The organism is Bifidobacterium sp. UTBIF-68, from assembly GCF_006408855.1.
GTDB classification, from domain to species: Bacteria; Actinomycetota; Actinomycetes; order Actinomycetales; family Bifidobacteriaceae; genus Bifidobacterium; species Bifidobacterium reuteri.
Window position 1 is genome coordinate 64969 of the sequence record NZ_JFAN01000016.1, and the last position, 16233, is coordinate 81201.

Sequence of the window (16233 nt, forward strand, 5' to 3'; positions counted from 1 at the left end):
ATGATATGGCCTCATGGGATTCAATATCGAGCGTGCCGACAGGCCTTTCGTCGTCAAATCACTCTACAAGCCCGCAGGCGATCAGCCCCAAGCCATCGAGGAACTGGCCGAGCGCATCGAAAACGGTGAGAACGACGTCGTGCTCATGGGAGCCACCGGTACCGGCAAGACCGCCACGACCGCGTGGCTGATCGAACGGCTGCAACGTCCGACCCTTATCATCGAGCCGAACAAGACGCTCGCCGCCCAGTTATGCGCTGAATTTCGAGAGCTTATGCCGGACAACGCAGTCAGCTATTTCGTCTCCTACTACGACTATTACCAGCCGGAAGCCTATATTCCTCAGACCGATACCTACATCGAAAAGGATTCCAACATCAATGATGATGTGGAACGTCTGCGCCATCAGGCCACGGCGAACCTGTTGACCCGTCGTGACTGCGTGGTGGTGGCCACGGTTTCCTGCATCTATGGCTTGGGCACACCCGAGGAATATGCCGGTCGCATGTTGCTGCTCAAGGTCGGGCAGGAGATCAATCGTGACGATCTGCTGCGTAGATTCGTTTCAATGCAATACAAGCGTAACGACATTGCGTTCACGCGTGGCACCTTCCGTGTACGGGGCGATACCGTCGAGATCATTCCGGTCTATGAGGAGCTGGCGGTCCGCATCGAATTCTTCGGTGATGAGATTGACCGCATCTCCACGTTGCATCCTCTGACCGGCGATGAGATAGCCGAAGAACAGGAAGTGCACATCTTCCCGGCATCCCACTATGTCGCAGGACCGGAACGCATGGAGCGTGCGCTGAAGACCATCCGTGAGGAACTGGATGAGCGTCTGGCCGAACTGCACAAGCAGGGCAAGGAACTGGAGGCGCAGCGTCTCAACATGCGCACTACGTATGACCTGGAAATGCTGACACAGGTGGGCGTCTGTTCGGGAGTAGAAAACTACTCAAGACATTTCGACGGGCGCGCCCCGGGCACGCCGCCGCATACCCTGCTGGATTTCTTCCCCGATGATTTCCTGCTGGTCATCGACGAATCCCATGTCACCGTCCCGCAGATTGGAGCGATGTACGAAGGGGATGCGTCACGTAAACGCACGCTGGTGGAACATGGGTTCCGCTTGCCTTCGGCCATGGACAACCGGCCTCTGAAATGGCCGGAATTCCTCGATCGCGTCGGTCAGACGGTCTATCTGTCGGCGACGCCCGGTGATTATGAGCTCGGGCTTTCCGATGGCGTGGTGGAACAGATCATCCGTCCGACCGGATTGCTGGATCCCAAGATCGATGTGCGCCCAGTGGAAGGACAGATCGACGATCTGCTGGCGGAGATCAAGGACCGCGTGGCGAGGAACGAGCGCGCCCTGGTCACCACCCTGACCAAGAAAATGGCCGAGGACCTGACAGATTACCTATTGGAACGCGGCATCAAAGTGGAGTATCTGCATTCGGACGTCGATACTCTGCGCCGCGTGGAGCTGCTGCGCATGCTGCGCGAAGGCAAGATCGATGTCATCGTCGGCATCAACTTGCTGAGGGAGGGCCTCGACCTGCCCGAGGTCTCGTTGGTGGCGATTCTGGATGCCGACAAGGAAGGGTTCCTGCGTTCCTACCGTTCCCTGATTCAGACCATAGGACGTGCCGCGCGTAACGTATCCGGCACCGTGATCATGTACGCCGACGAGACCACCGACGCCATGCGCAAGGCCATTGACGAAACCGACCGTCGTCGTGCCAAGCAGATCGCCTACAACAAGGCTCACGGCATCGATCCGAAGCCGCTGATCAAGAAGATCAGTGATGTCAACGACATGCTCGCCAAAGAGGATGTGGATACGCAGACGCTGCTTGAAGGCGGGTACCGCAATGCCGGCAAGGCAGGCAATACGCATCTCGGTGTGCCGACCATGAATGCCGAAGAGGCGGATAAGCGGCATGAGGAGATCCTCAAGGCCGGATTGCCGGCCCAGGATCTTGCCGATTTGATTCGCCAGCTTTCCGAACAGATGCACACCGCCGCCGAACAGCTGCAGTTCGAGCTCGCCGCGCGCCTGCGCGATGAGATCCGCGACCTCAAAAAGGAACTGCGTCAGATGACGGAGGCGAATAAGTGAGCCTCCGTGGCAGTTGACCTCCCACATCCTGTTTGTTGATTTCAATTACAAGGTGGAGGATGGAGATACACACATCTCCATCCTCCATTGGACAGTGGTAGTGGAATGGCGGGCCGTCACCATAATGGTTTAGTGTAGTGAATCATGGCAGAAACCCCTCTTGCATTTGAAATCGCCACTTTTGTGGTGCTCGCGCTGTTCTTCATCGTCGACCTGTTCGTCATCGGCAGGCGACCGCATGTGCCTTCCACCAAGGAGTGTGTGCAGCATATCGCATTCTTCGTGGTCATGGCACTGATCTTCGGCGGTTGCATCTGGTATTTCGCCGGATCGAAGCCCGCCATCGAGTTCTATTCGGGATGGCTGACCGAATACTCGCTGTCCATCGACAACCTGTTCGTGTTCGTCATCATCATGTCGAACTTCGCGGTGCCGAAGAAGATTCAGAAATACGTGCTCTCCGTCGGTATCACCATTGCGCTGATCTTCCGTGGACTGTTCATTATCATCGGTGCCGCGCTGATCTCCCGGTTCACATGGGTGTTCTTCATTTTCGGTGCATTCCTTATCTACACTGCAATCAAGCTGGTAGTCGGCGGCGATGAAGATGAGGAGTATCACGAGAACGGACTCATCCGTGCCCTGCGCAAGGTCATCAAGATCACCGATGAATACGACGGAGAGAAGCTCCGTACCACCCGTAATGGCGTCCGTTATTGGACTCCGATGCTGATTGTATTCCTGACCATCGGTACCACCGACGTGATGTTCGCATTCGATTCCATCCCCGCCATCTTCGGTCTTACCAAAGACCCGTTCCTGGTGTTCACGTCGAACGTGTTCGCATTGCTTGGTCTGCAGCAACTCTATTTCCTGCTTGGCGCGTTGCTGGACAAGCTGGTCTACCTGCCCATGGGCCTCTCGATCGTGCTCGGGTTCATCGGCGTCAAGCTGGTGATGGAGGCGCTGCATGGCAACACCTTGCCGTTCATCAACGGGGGAGAGGGCGTGCATTGGGTGCCTGAGGTCCCGACGTGGCTCTCGCTGGCGGTGATTGTGGTGGCAATCGGTGGATCGGCGATTGCGTCCGTGCTCAAGATGAAGGGTATGGAAAAGACCGAAAAGGCCTGAGTTCATGAGGAATTCAATCTGAAGAAACCCAATGGCCACAACAATGTGAGCGCTCACAACACACCGGCGAAAAAATTTGTCTTGCGTCGGTGAGCGCTAGTAGACTGAAACACGGCAAGTGAGGCTTTCCGCCTCGAACCACAAGAAAAGGATAGGCAGGCATTCATGCGTAAAGCCAAGATCGTAGACACCATCGGTCCTTCCACCGAGGATTACGACAACCTCCTCAAGCTCGTCGAAGCCGGTATGGACGTTGCTCGTCTGAATCGTTCCCACGGTACCCCTGAGGATCACCTCAAGGTGTACAACAACGTCCGCAAGGCCGGCGAAGCCACTGGCCGCAACGTAGCTGCGCTCGTTGATCTGCAGGGTCCGAAGATTCGCTGCGGCTGGTTCAAGAAGAACGCTGAGGGCGAGGACAAGGTCCAGCTTCAGCTCGGCCAGGAGTTCATCATCACCACCGATGACATCGAGGGCGACGAGCACATCACCTCCACCACCTTCAAGGGTCTGCCTGGCGATTGCCACCCGGGTGATCCGATCCTGATCGATGACGGCAAGGTCCGTCTGGAGGTCACCAAGGTCGAGGGCAACAACGTGCACACCAAGGTCGTTGTGGCTGGTCCTGTCTCTTCCCACAAGGGCATCAACCTGCCGGGCGTCGCCGTGTCCCTGCCGGCTCTGACCGAGAAGGATGAGGCCGACCTGCGTTGGGCCATCCGTACTGGTGCCGACATCATCGCCATGTCCTTCGTGCGCTTCGCCACCGACATCGACCGCGCTCACGAGATCATGGACGAGGAAGGCCGTCGCATCCCGATCGTTGCCAAGATCGAGAAGCCGCAGGCTCTGGAGAACCTCGAAGACATCGTCAAGACCTTCGATGGTGTCATGGCCGCCCGTGGCGACATGGCCGTCGAGTGCCCTCTTGAAGAGGTCCCGCTGGCCACCAAGCGCATCATCGAACTGGCTCGCCAGTACGCCAAGCCGGTCATCGTGGCCACCGAGGTCCTCGGCTCCATGGTGAACAACCCGGTTCCGACCCGTGCTGAGGCTTCCGACTGCGCCAACGCCGTCCTTGATGGCGCTGACGCCACCATGACCTCCAACGAGACCGCCGTCGGCAAGTACCCGGCTGTCACCGTGGATACCATGTCTCGCATCTCCGGCTACGCCACCGATCACGGCTTCGACCGCATCCCGGAGCTCAAGAACCTCGACATGTCCTCCACCGGCGCTGTCTCCTCCGCCGCTGTCGACCTGGCTGACAAGCTCAACGCCAAGGCCATCGTCGCTTACACCCAGACCGGTTCCACCGTGCACCGCGTCTCCCGTGAGCGTCCGGCCGCTCCGATCTACGGCATCACCAACAACGAGCACACCTACCACTGGCTGGCTCTGTCCTGGGGCACCGAGGCCTTCCTGACCGAGGAGGACTACCACGACAAGTCCCGCAAGGATCTCATGATCTTCACCGACAAGATCCTGAAGGATGCCGGCAAGGTTGTTGACGGCGACAAGATCGTCATCCTGAGCTCCGCCCAGGGCGATCACCAGCCGGGCCGCACCGACTCCATCTACGTCCACACTGTTGGCGCTTGCGACTGATGCGCATACGTCCAACCGCGTGACAGCGTGAGTTGAATGACAGGGACCCCAGACGGAACTTTCCGTCTGGGGTCCCTGCGTTTGTGAGCTGAGCATTGCTCGCATTATTGCTGTATCTGGAATATCGGGGCCGCGTCTGTTGGCGGCTTTCTTGTGGATGACATACCGTCAGTGTCGTATGACGCCGATCATCGGTATGGTACCGATCATGCCGAATCCGTGCGCGTTGCTGCAGACGCGCACGGATGGCGGAAATGGCATCAGTCGTTGATGTGTCCGAAGTCTCCGCTCTTGAGACGGAGGATGGCGATAATCGTCTTCGCGTCGACGATCGTGCCGTTCACCACCATTTCGTATGCCTGCTCCAACGTCACCATTCGCACTTCGGAACGGGGGGTTTCGGGGCCGATGGATTGACGCGAGACCGGCGTGAGCTTGGTGGCGAAATACACGGATGTATGTTCGGTGGAATAACTCGGCGTATTGAGGAAACGTGCGAACTGCGTAAAGCGTTCAGCCTCAAATCCGCCTTCCTCTGCCAGCTTGCGTTTCGCGGTGTCGAGCGGACGTTCGTCGCCTAGCGGGTGTCCTCCTGGAATCTCCAGCGTCCAACGGTGGGTAGCCACTCGGTATTGCTCGACCAGCGGAATCTTGCCGTCATCGGTCAACGCCAACACGGCGACGGTGTCGCCACTGTTGGCATTAATGCAATACCGTTCGAACTCGTTGCCATCATTGGACTCAAAAGAAATACGGTCAATGTTGAAGTAATGCGTCTTGTAGACATCCTTGCGCTCGGTCTCCCGCACTGGAGCTGTGCGCCAAGGGTCAAATTGACGATATGTTTGGTTGCTCATAATCCCTCCTCGCAAAGATGCACATCTATGCACCTCGAAACCATAATTATTGTAAGCCGCGGAGTTTCATATATGTATAGGCAACACACGAGCGGGATGATGGTGACTGCCGGCATTGTTTTGCGCGATGAATATTCCGGAATATGCGTGTCTTGTGCCGTGTCAGTCTCTGACTTATGCTAATCTCTCGAAGAGTGTTTTGACACGCCCTCGTATCCCAATTGGTAGAGGAAGCAGCCTCAAAATCTGCGCAGTGTGGGTTCGAGTCCCACCGAGGGCACCCAAAAATCAGGATCATCAGGTCTGACGATGGCGCGGGGAGCAGGATTGCCCCCGCGCTTTTTCATAGCATCTGCTTCATCGTCTGGTCTAACAAGATAACGCGGGCCAAGCGTTTGAGCAACCTCGCGGTATTCCGGATTATCAACTGCGGCATTATGCCGCAGTTGATAATCCGGTCTGGTTCCTGTGGAAAACGTAATAGGCAATACAAGATCGGCCACGCTGATATTGAAGAAACGTGCGGCGTTGGCCAAGTCGGGCATCGTCCAATCGGTACGACGGTTGGTCTTTCTGCTCAACCCGCTCTGGGCTATGCCCAATGCCGCGGCAAATTCGTCCTGCTTCGTCCCGTAAGCCGCCATTAGGATACGTATGTTCTTCGTCACAATGTCCTGCAGATCTTGCGAAGCTTGTGAATCTATCATGTTTGAAACTCTCATATTGCATAGTTTATAGGAACTTAATTGTTATATCCACAAACAGTGGTAACATTATGCGTATGGCGCATGAAACAGTAATGAATAATCCACTCTTGTTGCGAAAGAGGATTTCGGATGAGCTCAAGCGACGCAGATACACGCAGGAGCAATATGCATCGGTCTTGCATATGTCTCAGCCCATGGTGTCGCGAAGGCTCGCAGGCAAAGCCTCGTTCTCAGTGATGGACATACAGAGAACGGCCGAGTGGCTGCAACTGTCCACTGATTACCTGTACGGACTGACGGAGGATCCAACCCCGGCGACGGATATGGAGCAGGTCTACGCATGAGAGAAGAGAAGGTGTTGTGGGTTCGGGTGATGGTGACCGGGCCGACCCCCGAGAGCGGGGAGATCGTCGGGCTGCGCATCGAGGACAGGCAATCCCGTCGGGTGCTGTTCGACGCGTTCTTCCGCCCGACAAGGGAGGAATCCTGGGACAGGATCCCGGTCGAAGGCCAGACCGTGGACCTGAAAGACAGGCTGCCCATCAGCATCTACATCGAACCCGTGGAACGAATACTGTCCCAGGCATCAATGATCCGCGGAGACAGCGTGGAACGCGACCTTGCGTTCCTGCGCGCGGCAGGCGTCCACATCGAGAAGCCGGTCGTGACCCGAAGCGTCATGGCCGAGCACAACAGAAGACTTGCGCAGGGGATTGCCGTCCCCGCGCACACCGGCGAGATGGATTGCCGTCCGCTCGCCGGCGCACTGGAAACCATCCAATAACCCAACAACCATCCAACAACCCGAAAAGCAGAGTAGAGAGAAACCGGAAATGTCAGATCACAAGATCGGACAGCAATCCCGCCGCCGCGACGCGGCGGGACGACGCCACCAGACGGACGACCTCGGCCGCGAAGGAGCGGCCCTCGTCCGTCATGGCGTCCGCCAATATGATTCCTTCGACCAGATTCACGTCATGGAGCTCATTGGAGGTGAGACCGACCGACAGGACCCATGCGGCCCCCGCGTTGAAGGCCACGCGGGACCCGACCGTATATGGGGTCACGATGGAAGCCGAGGATGCGACGTCGCGATATGCCATCCAGGCGAGTCCCGCACGCTCCCGCAACGGGAGCCCGCCCAGACCGGAGACCAGATCCTCGTACATGAGACCGGCCACGGCAAGCTGCGCGGGGGACGGCTCATGGCATGCGGCGGCCACGCCCCTCAGCCAGTCAAGCCTCCTGAACGAAAGCCCGGTAAGACCCCGGCTTCTGAGGACGGGAGCAAAACCCGGTTCCGTGGAATCCTTCATGACAGTCGCCATCCCAATGCCGTTGCCGATATCAAGTCAACCAGTACACGGGGATGTCGGCTGATATCGGGGGCGGGATGCCGGGGCGGATAAAAAGAATGCCCGCACGTGAATTGCCGTTCACGTGCGGGCGGAGGTTCCATCCTTAACCCTTATTGCATTGTCCCACGTCGGACGAATCCGACGCCGGAAGAGGAACCGGTCGCCAACACCAAGGAAAAGGACCGGGACCGGTAACAACCAGAAACCAATGGACCAGATCAAATCCCAAGGAGTCAGCATGTCCAATTCTTACACCAACCCCACCCTCCAGACCGCCGTCGACGGGCGTTATCCACAAAACCCGACGGAAGACCAACCTGTGGAGACAGTGGAGGCCGAACTCGTGCCGGACGCCGGCGAATCGATCCGCATCGTGGACCAGGACGAACCGGGGGACACCACCGTGGGTGACGCGGTCATCCGATACGCGCAGGAGAACATTCCGGTGGACCTGACGCACGTGAACGGATGCCGTTTTACGAGGGAGCAGGCCGAAAAGCTCGTCTCGGACATTCAGGAGCAGTTCTACGAGACCGCGAAGAGCATGCAGAAGCTCCGCGAACTCATCAACGAGGCATTCAACGGAAAGGCTTGGATGGCTCTCGGATACGAGGATGGCATGAAGGGCTGGACGCGGATGTGCCGTGAACGCTTCACGCCAGACATGATCCGCATGACCGTCCAGCAGCGCACGGACCTCGTGCTCAGCATGAACGCCGACCCGATCAGCGACAGGGCCCTCGCGGCCACGTTGGGTGTAAACGACAGGACGGTCAGGCGCATCAAGAAGGCCGCAGCCGACAAGGACGGGTGGATTCGTGAGAGGAAGCCGATCATCGGAGTGGACGGCAAACGCCACAGCGTGGTCGAGCTGACGGAGCAGGAGCGCCGGGAACTGGACTCGAAGATCTACGAGATGAACATGCGCAAGGAGGACGGCGGACAGGGCATGACCCAGACGGAGATCGCGTCCAAGCTCGACATGGCGCAATCCAGCGTCTGCGCCAGCATCAGACGCGAGAACATGCGCCGCATGAGCGAAGGGCTCAAGGACATCCAGCCGGCCGACATCCAGGACGACGGCATGCTCGGCGAGATCGCAGACGACCAGCCATTGGACGTGCCGGGCCCCGGGATCAACGCCGACGACCGGTACTTCATCGACGCGTTCCGGCAGGTCGCCGATTCCGCCCGGAACTCCCTGCAACGCCTCGTGGAACTCATGCAATCCGACCAATGGCAGCCGGGCGGCGAACCTGTCGCCCTGATCATGGACCGCAGCGGCAGGGACCTCAAGGACATCCTCAACCAGTTCGGCCCCTTCATGCGGCTCCTCGACCACGACCTGGACGAGCTCTGGCCCGACAGGGAGGACGGCAGCAACCCCGAACAGGACGAGGTCATCAAACTGTTCGGCGAGATCCTCACCGTGGCCCAGCAGGTCGCATAGCACGCCGACGGCGAATTGAACAGGGCCGGAGCCGACGCAGGCACGGCCCCATACACGAGGGGAGCGGGAACACGTGAACAGGAACAAGGAAGGAGTCGTGACGATGGACACAATCAGGGAGACGGGGGCCACGGACGGACGCGGGACCGGCACGGAAGGCAGCGTGAGCATGCTGCCGGGCGTCGCGGTGGGCGTGATGATAGCGGTCATCGCGTTCGTCCTCAGCTTCGACGCGTTGAGGCTCGTGTTCGTCTCGAGCGGCATCAACCCGATGCTCTCATGGGGCGGACCATTGTGCGTGGACGGGACGATCCTCCTGTGCACCTGGGCCACATGGGGGTTCCGCAAGGGCCACATCCGAGGCCGTTGGTACCCGTGGGCCGGACTGGTCATGTTCAGCCTCTTCTCGGTCACCGGAAACGCTTTGCACGCATGGCTCAACGCGGGCGGCCGCCTGCCCATGTGGGGCGCACCCGCGATCATGAGCATCCCGCCCATCGCGCTCCTCTACTCCACGCACCTGATCGTCATCATCGCCGGCGACCGCCAGGACAAACTCGCCAAGGCGTCAGCCGGAACGAACACCACCATGCATGCGGCATGGAACCCCGCCCCGATGCCTGCACCGATGCCCGCCCCCGCGGCAAGGACGACGGACAGGAGGGGCGGCGCCGGACCGGATGACTCCGGAACCGGGGAAAGCGAGGCCGAAGGCGGCGTGGCCGACCTGTTCGAACGTCTCAGCTTCGAGACGGAACCTGACGACGGGAAGACGGAACCCGAAACGGCGGCCAACCCCGGACAGGACCGGATCCAACGCCCGGCGAAGCCCGTGAAGACGGAATCCCCGACAACACCGGCAACGGTTGAGCCCGCCCGTACGGACGTCATGCCGCCGCGCGAATCCGAACCCACGCCGGAAAAGACCGCCGAAGAGCCGACGGACACCGCCCAGTCCATGCACGCCAACCGGGCGACGACCGCGCGTAAGACACCGGAACCCGAGCCTGAGCCCGAGCGGGAACCCAACCCGGAGGCCGAACATCCGGAACCGGAAACGACGCCGGAGGCGGAGCAGGACGGGGCGCCCGCGAAACCGTCCGCCGACAAGAGCACGCTCAGGTTCGACCCGGAACCATGGATCGAATGGGCCCGAAGCGTGCACGCTCAGGGCGGAAGGATATCCGCCGCAGCCGCCGCGGAGAACGGCCTGGCGAGAAACCTGTCCGCGGCGAAACGACGCCTCCGCGCGCTGCGCGACGTCTACCCCGACCTGTTCTAGCCGGTCCAAGGAAGAAGGATGGAGATGGGAAGGACGAAGAACGGGGGACAGGGAGTCATGGCGACCCTCTCCCGCAACAAGGTGACCGTGGCGGAATTCACCGCCGCCATCGAGGACAACCGGGGGCGCGTCCGCAAATGCCTCGGCCAGGACTGGCTGTGGGCCGAGGACGAGGTCGTCAGCGACCTGACCGTCCGAGCCCTCAGACGGCTCGACTACTGGCGGCGGACGAACAGGACCAGCCTGCCCGCGTTCGTCAACCAGCTCGTGCCCACCACCGTGGGCGAATGGTTCAAACGCGACCGTCCCAAACACCGCAGCGGCATGACCCAGACCCCGGAACGCAGGGCAGGCCGGAGCCTCCAACCGGAAGACCCCGACGACACCAAGGCGTGGGAGGAATACCGGAGGGACGAACAGCGACGGGCCGACGCGGACGTGATCTGCGACGCCTCCGACATCTTCGAGGGCCGCGACGGCAGGGACGGCGGAGTGCCCGCAGCGGCGGGCGACGCGGAATCATACCGGCGTTGGAGCATGCCCGACGAGGACGAAGACAACCGGACGAGCAGCCGGTACCGGAAGGACATGCAGGCGCTCGTCCTCGCCGTCCAGGCCGAATGGGGCATCGACGCATGGCTGCGGATCCGCGCCAAATGCCTGAATTCGAACAAGGCCGAACCCATACTCCGGGAGATCAGCCACTGGATACGCGCCCACCACGAGCATCGGGTCAAGGGCTTCGACCAATACCCGTACCTGACCGCATGCGCCACACGCAAACAGGTAATCGGCCCCGATCGGCGCAAACGCGAGTGAAAGACGCAAACCGACCGCGGCAACGCCGCCGCAAACGACAATAGGAAGAAGGCAACCATGGAATACGGCACCATCACACGGACGACAGGCGCCCCGGAAGACACGGACACGCAGGAGATCCCGCGCATCACCGGCGCGACGGGACGCTACGAGGCCGCGACGCTCCTCGACGCGACCATGAAGGCATGGGACATGCTGTCCCCCGAATTCGACGCGGCGCGCGGCGACGACTGGGAGTGGATCCGTCTCATACTCCGCCTGACCGAACACACCACGCTCCTCCAACCGGTGGGCGACGAACCCGTCGTCTACGCGCGGGCCGCGGCGGAGCGATGGCCGGGCCGTTGGAGGGGCGTCCTGCACGACCGCGTGTGCCGCATCATCGGCCAGCTCGCCATCGCCGACCGGATCATCCTCGAGATCGACCCCGGCATGTGGACGCACATGCCCGACACCGGACTGTGCGACCGCGTACGCCGACGCCACGACCCGAGCGAGGCGAACCTGGCACTAACCCTCCGGAACGTCACACGCTGGTGACCCCATGGACGACCGCAGCGAAAGAAAGATCATCGACTTCCTCGCATGCAACCCGTCGCTCGACGGCGACGACAACCTGCAATGGATCATCCGCCGCGAATACTGGAGCAACTGCCACGGCGGCCACACCGACGCGCTGGAGGCATGCATCCAGATCATCAGCAAAGCAGGGATCGCCGGCCCCGTCTACAAGGGGCTCGACGACCCGAAACGCCCGCGATCATCCCGGTAGAGAAAGGAACAGAGGCAATGAACATCATCATGGACGAGCAGGGACGGCTCGACCCGCAGGCCATGGCGGTAGAACAGCTCAGCACGAGACCCATGTTCACGCCGGGAACACCCATGGACATGGAACAGGCCGCCGCCATCTGGCTCGACGGATTCGAACACGCACGCGAGATATGCCTTGTCCTCGAATCCAGACTCGAGGCCACAGGGCACGCCGACCCGACGCAGGGGGAGCTGTTCAGCGATGCACGACGATGAACCCGATGACAGGCAGCAGGAACGGCGTACACGCCCCACCCACGGGACGCTCCGGCCGAACCGCGAGGCCATGGACAGGATCGCACGCGAATACCTGGAACAACATCCACACGACACATCCGACAAGGAGCAGGGGCAATGAGCTGGCAATGCACCTCATGGGCGCTCAGGGAGGCGCCCGCACCCACATCCACGGCACGCCTCGTGCTCATCGCCCTCGCCGACCGGTGCCAGCCCGACGGACGCAGCGCCTGGCCGACCATCGACACGCTGATGATGGAGGCCCACACCAGCGAATCCTCCGTCAAACGAGCCCTGAAGGCATTGGAGGAATCCGGATGCATCCGACGCGGCAACCAGTCGCTCGCCCAATGGGACGAGAACGGCAACTGGGTGCCCGAACAATACCGGTCCACCGTCTGGGAATGCTGCATGGACGTCACGCTCGAACACGTGTCATACAAGCCCGGACGGCAGGCCCGCGCCGAACGGGAGCAACGCAAGGGCGCCCAAACGGCCCCGACGCCACGCCGCCGGAACAGGGGTGTCAAAATGACACCACTGGAAAACGGCGGAAACAAGCCGAAACCCAGAGGTGTCAAAATGACCCCCCCGAAACAAGGGGGAAACCTCGGTGGTGTCACCAGTGACACCTCCAGAGGGTTCACTGGTGACACCCCTATAAGAGAAACAAATGATGATAAACAAATAACCCTTCTGCCACCTACGGTGGCATCTCCCCGAAGCGGGGAGAGCCGCGCCGCGAGGAAGGACCCAGAACCGACACCGCAAACCGACACCGTCCCGCAGGAGCCCGGAACCCTCCGGACCGCCGGGGACGGCGAACCATGGCGGGACCCGGAAGCGGAGGGCCCGTCCACGGCCACGCCGCAGACGCGCGCCGCCCGGCTGCTCGACAGGCTCGAGGCCCAGCGGAAGGCGATGGGCCTGACCCCGCGCAACCGGACCGTCCGGGACCTGCGCGCCGTGGCCGGACTCGTGGAACGGCTCGACCGGGACGGCGCGGACACGGACGCGCTCATGGGCCGGGTGCTCGACCACGCGCTCGAGACCCCATGGCAGGCCAAACGCGTCGACACCGGACGACGGTTCGCCCGCCTGTTCGACGAGCTCCACGACGACCTGACCATCGACCTGCAGGCCACCGGAGGCCTGTTCGCCCGACGGGAGCCGGACGCCCGACGGGAGCCGGACGCCCGACGGGAGCCGCGCCGGCCGGCACCGGAGCGGGAGCCCGCCCGTCTGGCCGCACTGGCCCTCGTACGCCGCCGCCGCGAGGACCCCACGCTCGACAAGGACCTGGGCGACGGACGCATCGACGCACGCACAGTCATGGAACGGCTCACCACGGGATTCGAAGCGGAAGACGGCGAACCCGCACAGGACACGCTCGACCGGCTCATGCGCGAAGCGGTCGACGCCGGCCGGGCCGTGGCCGCCGAACGCCGCGAACGCGAACGGCAGGCCGAACTGGAGCTCGAACGCTGGCGCCGCTCCCACGGGGGCAGCTGCTTCGCCGGCAACTGGAACGACGAGGACGCCGCATGACCGACAGCAGCCCCCACCCCTTCCCCCGATATTAGACAGGGGGAAGGTGGACGCGAAAGGGGGACGGAACCACATCACGCCGCGGAACAGCGGCGGCCTCACCCGGAAACGAGGAACAGCATGGGAGCGAGAAGGAAACCAGTCACGCTCGTACAACTCGCCGCTCAGGCGGGACAACCCATAGAACGGATCGTCGGCGCGGCACGCGAGCAGGGCCTGCACGACCCACGTCCGACCATGCGGGTCACCGCCGGCCAGGCCAGGGCCATCATCGACGCCATCGGACGGGGGAGAGCACGATGAGGCGCCCCCTCGACCAGCGGCAGGTGGACGCCCTCGCCATGCTTCCCGCAGTCGCATCGGTGACCCGCGACCGGATCAACTACACCGAAGCGTTCAAACGCCATGCCATGCGCCGGTACCGGCACGGGGACCGGCCCGTCGACATCTTCCGGCAGGCGGGACTCGACCCCAGGATCATCGGCAACAAACGCATCGAACGATGCATCGCCCGATGGAAACAGGACATCCCCGACAACAGCGCATCAGGCGACGGGGACACGGACCCCACGCCGACACCCGCCGCATACGAACGCATACGCGCCGTCACGCCCGCCGACGCGAGGCTCCTCGCCGCGAACGCGCGACGCATCGAAGAGCTCGCGTCACGCGTCGACGCCCTCGAACAGGCAGTCGGACTCGGGAGGGCGTCATGACCGGCCGCGCCAACCCCGTGGACGCGATCCTCGGCATCGCCCACGGCCTCAGAACCTCAAAGGACATCAGCCTCGCCGTCCAGGGATACCAGCTCGAGGACGTGGCGGGCGGACTCAAGGCCTGCGACCACGCCCTCACGGCCTGCGTGGCCGGTCTCGCCAACGTGCACACGACCGTGCACGGCCTCGAGGAACAGGCATGGACGATCCGCGTGCAGATCAACGCGCTCGGACGCATCCGCCGCACCGACACCAACACCAGACCGGCCATGCCGGCCACCGCACATGAGGAAAGGAACAGGTGGAACACATGGGGAATCTGACAGGAAACCGGGCGCACCGGCTCTTCATGGAATCACTGGGATGCATCGAGGCCGAGACACGGGACGCCATCAGCCGGCTCACACGCAAGCCACGCGGCTGGCACCTCGGACAGGACGATATGGACGCCCCCATCGCCTGGATGCTGCCCGACCGCTACCTCGACCGATACGACCGGCAGTTCTGCTACCGGATGCTCGGCAGCATCCTGCGCCTGCGCGGACGCCTCCTCGACCCGAACGACGACCACATGGCACACAGCGTCATCGAGGAGATCATCATCCGCTCGGCCATCCGCGACGTGGAACAGGACGGCGACGAAGACCCCGACCAGCTCGAGGCATGGCTCGAGGAATGGCTCGGAGACCTCGACGTCGACATGCTCTACGACCCGCGCTGCGACGAACGGCTCCTCAAGGAAGGCCTGACCCCCGACTCCGGCGACATGACCTTCGAGCACTGGTTCGACCAGCAGTACTGGATGGACCCCGACCAGACCGACCCCGACCAGACGGACGAGACAGGAGGGAATCGATGAACGACGGGCGCGCCAAGGCGCTCGTCCTCGCCGTCGCCTGCATCGTCATCCTCCTGCTCCTCACGGTCGAATGCATGGCCGCCCCGCAACTCGGATGGCTGTGGATCACGACCGGGATCCTCGTCCTCGTCCTCCTCGCCGCCTGCATCGTCATCGCCATCAGGAAGGGACGATGATGATGGGCCCGATCACCGACGCCACCCCGCTGCGCGAATCCGGACGGCCGCTGCGGTTCGCCATCGACCATTGGGTCGAGGAACGACTCCGCCCCAACATGTTCGCCGGCCAATACCGGCATCTGCTCGCCCAACGGGGCAGACCGTGGCACGCCGACCCGCGGCACGGAGGTGAACGGGGCGGGATCCGGCAGTGGATCGTGCTCGCCGGCCGCCACCCCGGAGGAGGGACAGGCGTCGAGATCCAAGGAGCCGACGGCACCAGGATCCCCCTGTCCTGGGAACTCGACGGCGCCACGCCACCGCCATACCGGTTCTGGGCCGACCCCACCCACGCCTACCAGATCCTCGAACTCGAACGGGCCGGCATCATCGCACCGGTCGAACCATCCATCACCAACAACGGCCCCTACGGGCTCGAGGCCAGACTCATGGAATTCACCGAACCCCACGCCAGCCGGCTCGAACACAGGAGAACCGGGTTATCGGCCCCCCGCAGGGTGTAACCGACAGGAGCGGAAACGGACCACGATCCCCCGCCCCGCAA

The 16233-nt window shown here is 62.0% G+C and carries 21 protein-coding genes and 1 tRNA gene; 19 read left to right on the forward strand and 3 right to left on the reverse strand.

From position 1 onward, the window contains the following. The first annotated feature begins 13 nt into the window (after window positions 1-13). From uvrB to pyk, 3 genes are all read left to right on the forward strand, one after another. Complete coding sequence (gene uvrB / locus BW14_RS05755; RefSeq protein ID WP_140489514.1) at window positions 14-2125, forward strand: excinuclease ABC subunit UvrB; 2112 nt, start codon at window positions 14-16, stop codon at window positions 2123-2125. Between the two features lie 144 nt (window positions 2126-2269). Next, window positions 2270-3256: a TerC family protein gene (locus BW14_RS05760; protein WP_044088524.1), complete on the forward strand. Its 987-nt coding sequence runs from the start codon at window positions 2270-2272 to the stop codon at window positions 3254-3256. Window positions 3257-3421: 165 nt separating this feature from the next. Beyond that, entirely contained in the window at window positions 3422-4864 is a 1443-nt protein-coding gene (gene pyk / locus BW14_RS05765; RefSeq protein ID WP_044088523.1) for a pyruvate kinase, read from the forward strand. 260 nt (window positions 4865-5124) lie between these two features. Here pyk and BW14_RS05770 read toward each other — a convergent pair whose 3' ends face one another. Beyond that, a complete protein-coding gene (locus BW14_RS05770; RefSeq protein ID WP_044088521.1) occupies window positions 5125-5721 on the reverse strand; it encodes an NUDIX hydrolase in 597 nt (198 codons plus the stop codon). 206 nt (window positions 5722-5927) lie between these two features. Between BW14_RS05770 and BW14_RS05775 the strand changes: the two genes are divergently transcribed. Continuing rightward, window positions 5928-6001 (forward strand) — tRNA-Leu (locus tag BW14_RS05775). Here the strand turns inward: BW14_RS05775 and BW14_RS12515 are convergent. Continuing rightward, window positions 5961-6443: a helix-turn-helix transcriptional regulator gene (locus BW14_RS12515; protein ID WP_140489544.1), complete on the reverse strand. Its 483-nt coding sequence runs from the start codon at window positions 6441-6443 to the stop codon at window positions 5961-5963. The genes BW14_RS05775 and BW14_RS12515 overlap by 41 nt on opposite strands. Window positions 6444-6502: 59 nt before the next feature. Here BW14_RS12515 and BW14_RS11930 point away from each other — a divergent pair, with 59 nt between their 5' ends. Together BW14_RS11930 and BW14_RS05790 are read left to right on the forward strand one after the other, a co-directional pair. Then, complete coding sequence (locus BW14_RS11930; RefSeq protein ID WP_181162309.1) at window positions 6503-6772, forward strand: helix-turn-helix transcriptional regulator; 270 nt, start codon at window positions 6503-6505, stop codon at window positions 6770-6772. Beyond that, window positions 6769-7212 (forward strand): hypothetical protein, encoded by a 444-nt coding sequence (locus tag BW14_RS05790; RefSeq protein ID WP_258186055.1) that lies wholly within the window; start codon window positions 6769-6771, stop codon window positions 7210-7212. Before BW14_RS11930 ends, BW14_RS05790 begins: the two co-directional genes overlap by 4 nt. Before the next feature lie 52 nt (window positions 7213-7264). Here BW14_RS05790 and BW14_RS05795 read toward each other — a convergent pair whose 3' ends face one another. After that, window positions 7265-7744 (reverse strand): hypothetical protein, encoded by a 480-nt coding sequence (locus BW14_RS05795; protein WP_140489518.1) that lies wholly within the window; start codon window positions 7742-7744, stop codon window positions 7265-7267. A 280-nt stretch (window positions 7745-8024) separates the two neighbouring features. Between BW14_RS05795 and BW14_RS05800 the strand changes: the two genes are divergently transcribed. The 13 genes from BW14_RS05800 (at window position 8025) to BW14_RS05855 (ending at window position 16192) form a co-directional block, all read left to right on the forward strand. After that, the gene (locus BW14_RS05800) at window positions 8025-9236 is read left to right on the forward strand and encodes a hypothetical protein (RefSeq protein ID WP_140489520.1); all 1212 of its coding nucleotides are present in this window, start codon (window positions 8025-8027) and stop codon (window positions 9234-9236) included. Window positions 9237-9339: 103 nt separating this feature from the next. Continuing rightward, entirely contained in the window at window positions 9340-10518 is a 1179-nt protein-coding gene (locus BW14_RS05805; RefSeq protein ID WP_258186056.1) for a DUF2637 domain-containing protein, read from the forward strand. Between the two features lie 18 nt (window positions 10519-10536). Then, window positions 10537-11337, forward strand: coding sequence for a hypothetical protein (locus BW14_RS05810; RefSeq protein WP_140489522.1), 801 nt, complete (start codon window positions 10537-10539; stop codon window positions 11335-11337). Window positions 11338-11394: 57 nt separating this feature from the next. Then, window positions 11395-11877: a hypothetical protein gene (locus BW14_RS05815; RefSeq protein WP_140489524.1), complete on the forward strand. Its 483-nt coding sequence runs from the start codon at window positions 11395-11397 to the stop codon at window positions 11875-11877. Window positions 11878-11881: 4 nt separating this feature from the next. Next, entirely contained in the window at window positions 11882-12109 is a 228-nt protein-coding gene (locus BW14_RS05820) for a hypothetical protein (RefSeq protein WP_140489526.1), read from the forward strand. A gap of 17 nt (window positions 12110-12126) precedes the next feature. After that, window positions 12127-12366, forward strand: coding sequence for a hypothetical protein (locus BW14_RS05825; protein ID WP_140489528.1), 240 nt, complete (start codon window positions 12127-12129; stop codon window positions 12364-12366). Window positions 12367-12504: 138 nt separating this feature from the next. Beyond that, window positions 12505-13935, forward strand: a complete 1431-nt coding sequence (locus tag BW14_RS05830) for a helix-turn-helix domain-containing protein (protein WP_140489530.1) — start codon at window positions 12505-12507, stop codon at window positions 13933-13935. A gap of 120 nt (window positions 13936-14055) precedes the next feature. Beyond that, the gene (locus tag BW14_RS05835) at window positions 14056-14238 is read left to right on the forward strand and encodes a hypothetical protein (RefSeq protein WP_140489532.1); all 183 of its coding nucleotides are present in this window, start codon (window positions 14056-14058) and stop codon (window positions 14236-14238) included. Further along, window positions 14235-14651: a hypothetical protein gene (locus tag BW14_RS05840; protein WP_140489534.1), complete on the forward strand. Its 417-nt coding sequence runs from the start codon at window positions 14235-14237 to the stop codon at window positions 14649-14651. The genes BW14_RS05835 and BW14_RS05840 overlap by 4 nt, the downstream gene beginning before the upstream one ends. After that, entirely contained in the window at window positions 14648-14974 is a 327-nt protein-coding gene (locus BW14_RS12250; protein ID WP_258186057.1) for a hypothetical protein, read from the forward strand. The genes BW14_RS05840 and BW14_RS12250 overlap by 4 nt, the downstream gene beginning before the upstream one ends. Beyond that, window positions 14962-15510 (forward strand): hypothetical protein, encoded by a 549-nt coding sequence (locus BW14_RS05845; protein WP_258186058.1) that lies wholly within the window; start codon window positions 14962-14964, stop codon window positions 15508-15510. The genes BW14_RS12250 and BW14_RS05845 overlap by 13 nt, the downstream gene beginning before the upstream one ends. Continuing rightward, a complete protein-coding gene (locus BW14_RS05850) occupies window positions 15507-15686 on the forward strand; it encodes a hypothetical protein (RefSeq protein WP_140489536.1) in 180 nt (59 codons plus the stop codon). Before BW14_RS05845 ends, BW14_RS05850 begins: the two co-directional genes overlap by 4 nt. Then, entirely contained in the window at window positions 15683-16192 is a 510-nt protein-coding gene (locus BW14_RS05855; RefSeq protein ID WP_258186059.1) for a hypothetical protein, read from the forward strand. The genes BW14_RS05850 and BW14_RS05855 overlap by 4 nt, the downstream gene beginning before the upstream one ends. Window positions 16193-16233: the final 41 nt, after the last annotated feature.